The following is a 3,488-nucleotide window of genomic DNA, read 5'->3' on the forward strand; positions in this document are numbered from 1 at the left end:
CCTCGCGCTCGGCCGCGGCGAGCGTGCCGGCGATCGTCGCGCCCGCGGCGTTGCGGTGCCCGCCGCCGCCCCAGCGCGCGGCGAGCGCGGCGACGTCGATCGCCCCCTTGCTGCGGAAGCTCAGGCGGACCGTGCCCGCCGTGACCTCCTTGAAGCAGACCGCGAGCACCGCGGTGTCCAGCGAGCGCGGATAGCCCGCCCACTCCTCGCTCTCGGCGGGCGAGGCGAGGGAGGCCAGCAGGCGCCGCGGCAGCGTGATCCAGGCGATCCGGCCGCCGGCGGCGCGGCGCAGGCCCGCCAGCGTCTGCCCGAGGGCCCGCAGCGTCTCGTAGGGGACGGACTCGTAGACCGCCTGCGCTATGCCGGCCGTGTCGATGCCGGTGCCCACCAGGGCGCTGGCGATCCGGAAGGCGCGCGGCGTGGCGTTGCCGTGGCGGAACGAGCCGGTGTCGGTGAGGATCCCGGTGTAGAGGGCCGTGGCGATGTCCCCGTCGGCGCGCACGCCGAGTCCCGCCGCGAGCCCGTGGACGATCTCCGACGTCGAGCAGGCGTCCGGCACGACCCAGTTGAGGTCGCCGAACCCGGGGTTCGTCGCGTGGTGGTCGATGTTCACCACCGGCAGCGGCGGGCGCGGGTCGAGCAGGCCGCTGGCGCGGCGCGCATCCCCGCAGTCCAGGACGATCACCGCGCGGTAGCGCCGCCAGTCGCGCGGGCGTCGGTCGGTGATCGCGTCGGCGCCGGGGAGAAACCGGTACACGCGGGGCACCGGGTGGCTGTTCACGATGTCCGCGTCCGCGCCGCGGCGGGCGAGGATCAGGCGCAGGGCGCACTGCGAGGCGACCGAGTCGCCGTCGGGGTTGACGTGGCTCGTGAGCAGGAACCGTCCGCCGCCGCGCAGCAGCCTGAGGATCGCGGCGCGGTCGCGCCTCATGCTCCGCCCTCCGTGTCGCCGGGACCGCCTTCGCCCTCCCCGCCGCCCGGGGCGCCGCCGTCGCGCTCGCGCTTGAGCTGGTCGAGGACCTCGGCGATGTGCACGCTGTGGGCGATCGAGCGGTCGTGCACGAAGCGCAGCTCCGGGATCCGCCGCGCCTGGATGCGGTGCATCAGCTCGCCGCGGATCATTCCCGCCGCGTGGCGCAGCGCCTCGAGGGTGTCCGGCGCCTGCGCCTCGTCGAGCAGGCTGACGTGGATCTTCGCGCTGCGCAGGTCCTCCGTCGTCTCCACGCGCGTGAAGCTGACAAAGCCGATGCGCGGGTCCTTGAGCCCGTGCTGGACGATGTCCGAGAGCTCCTCGAGGAGGAGCTTGTTGAACCGCTCGCTGCGCCGGTACTGTTTCACCGCGTTGCCCCCCCTAGAGGATCTCGACGCTCACGTCCTCGACGCTCGCGAGGTTGAGCCCCTCGACGAACGTCGCGACGTGCGCCAGCGTGCGCTCGACCATGTCGCGGTCCTTGTTCACGCAGGCCACCCCCAGCGTCGCGCTCTGCCAGAGGTCGAGGTCGTCGACCTCGGCTATCGAGACGTTGAAGCGGTTGCGCACGCGGTCCTTGATGCTCCTGAGCACCTGTCGCTTCCCCTTGAGGTCGTGGTTCTCGGCGATGGCGAGCCCGATGGTGCAGATGCCGACGACCATGCCCGTGCGCCGCCGCCCGCCCCGTCAGGCGCCCCTAGGCGAGCGTCGGCGCGACCTGCACCTGGGTGAAGGCTTCGATGACGTCGCCCTTCTTCAGGTCGTTGAAGTTCTCCACCGAGATGCCGCACTCGTAGCCGGCGGCGACCTCGCGCACATCGTCCTTGAAGCGGCGCAGCGAGCCGATCTTGCCGGTGTAGACCACGATCCCGTCGCGGATGACCCGCACCTCCGCGGTGCGGGTGACCTTGCCGTCGAGCACGCCGCAGCCGGCGACCGTGCCGATCTTCGGGACCTGGAAGAGCTCGCGCACCTCGGCGCGGCCGAGGACCTCCTCCTTGAAGGTCGGCGCCAGCATGCCGGCCATGGCCTTCTTGATGTCCTCGGTCACCTGGTAGATGATCCCGTAGAAGCGCATGTCGACCTGCTCGCGGGCGGCGATCGCCGCGACCTTGGGCTCCGGCCGGACGTTGAAGCCGATGACCACCGCGTTGGAGGCCGCGGCGAGCAGGATGTCCCCCTCGTTGATCGTGCCGACGCCCTTGTGGATGACGCGCACGCGCACCTGCTCGCCCGAGAGCTTCTCGAGCGCGTCGGTCAGCGCCTCGACCGAGCCCTGGACGTCGCCCTTGACGACGATCGGCAGTTCCTTCGTCTCGCCCTCGGCGACCCGGCTGAAGAAGTCCTGGAGGCTCACCCGCGGGCGGGCGACGACCTCCACCCGGGTCTTCTGCTCGCGCATCGCGACGATCTGGCGCGCCTTGCGCTCGTCGGCGACCACCTGGAAGGACTCGCCCGGCGCGGGCACGCCGGAGAGGCCGAGGACCTCGACCGGCGTGGACGGCGGCGCCTCGCGCAGGGCCTCGCCCGCCTCGTTGTAAATCGCGCGGACCTTGCCGGACTGCACGCCCGTCACGAAGAAGTCGCCGACGCGCAGCGTCCCGTCCTGGACGAGCACCGTGGCCACCGGGCCGCGGCCGCGGTCGAGCTTGGACTCGACGACGGTGCCGCGGCAGGGCTTGTCGGGGTTCGCCTTGAGCTCGAGCACCTCGGCCTGCAAGAGGATCATCTCGAGCAGGTCCTCGATGCCGACGCCCTTCTTGGCCGAGACCTCGACGTAGATCGTCTGGCCGCCCCAGGCCTCGGGGATCAGGCCGCGCTCGGCCAGCTGCGTCAGCACCTGCTCGGGCTTGGCCCCGGGCTTGTCGATCTTGTTGACGGCGACGATGATCGGCACGCCGGCGGCGCGCGCGTGGTCCAGCGCCTCGACCGTCTGCGGCATGACCCCGTCGTCGGCGGCCACCACGAGCACGACGATGTCCGTGACCTTGGCGCCGCGGGCGCGCATCGCCGTGAAGGCCTCGTGGCCGGGGGTGTCGAGGAAGACGACCGAGCCCTTCGGGGTCACGACGTGGTAGGCGCCGATGTGCTGGGTGATCCCGCCCTTCTCCGTCTCGGTGACGCTCGTCTTGCGGATCGCGTCGAGCAGCGAGGTCTTCCCGTGGTCGACGTGCCCCATGATCGTCACGACGGGGGCGCGCGGGGAGAGCGTGCCGGTCTCGGCCTCGGCGGCGAAACCCTCCTCCTCGAGCGCGACCTTCTGGACGACCACGCCGAACTCCTTCGCCACGGCGCTCGCACTGTCGAAGTCGAGGAACTGGTTCACGGTGTACATGCGCCCCTTGAGCATCATCCGCTTGATGATGTCGTTGACCTTCACGCCGACCTTGTCCGCGAGGTCCTTCACGGTGATCCCCTCGCTGACCTGGATCGGCGTGGGCGCCACCGGCGGGGCCGCCGGGGGAGGGGGCGGCGCGACGACCACGGGCGGCGGTGCGGCAGGCCGCGTCGCCGCGGG

The 3,488-nt window shown here is 71.8% G+C and carries 4 protein-coding genes; all 4 read right to left on the bottom strand.

The genetic code is table 11. The features are described 5' to 3' along the window. The coding region (locus tag VI078_15655; protein HEY6000721.1) for a bifunctional oligoribonuclease/PAP phosphatase NrnA at window positions 1-931 on the bottom strand (931 nt) is incomplete at its 3' end. Then, window positions 928-1,338 carry a 30S ribosome-binding factor RbfA gene (gene rbfA / locus VI078_15660; protein ID HEY6000722.1) on the bottom strand — a complete coding sequence of 137 codons (411 nt, stop codon included), beginning with the start codon at window positions 1,336-1,338 and terminating at the stop codon, window positions 928-930. The genes VI078_15655 and rbfA, both read right to left, overlap by 4 nt. 13 nt (window positions 1,339-1,351) lie before the next feature. Further along, window positions 1,352-1,633, bottom strand: coding sequence for a DUF503 domain-containing protein (locus tag VI078_15665; protein HEY6000723.1), 282 nt, complete (start codon window positions 1,631-1,633; stop codon window positions 1,352-1,354). A gap of 34 nt (window positions 1,634-1,667) precedes the next feature. Continuing rightward, on the bottom strand, window positions 1,668-3,488 hold a 1,821-nt coding region (gene infB / locus VI078_15670; GenBank protein HEY6000724.1), incomplete at its 5' end, for a translation initiation factor IF-2.

The organism is bacterium, assembly GCA_036524115.1.
Classification (GTDB): domain Bacteria; phylum JAUVQV01; class JAUVQV01; order JAUVQV01; family DATDCY01; genus DATDCY01.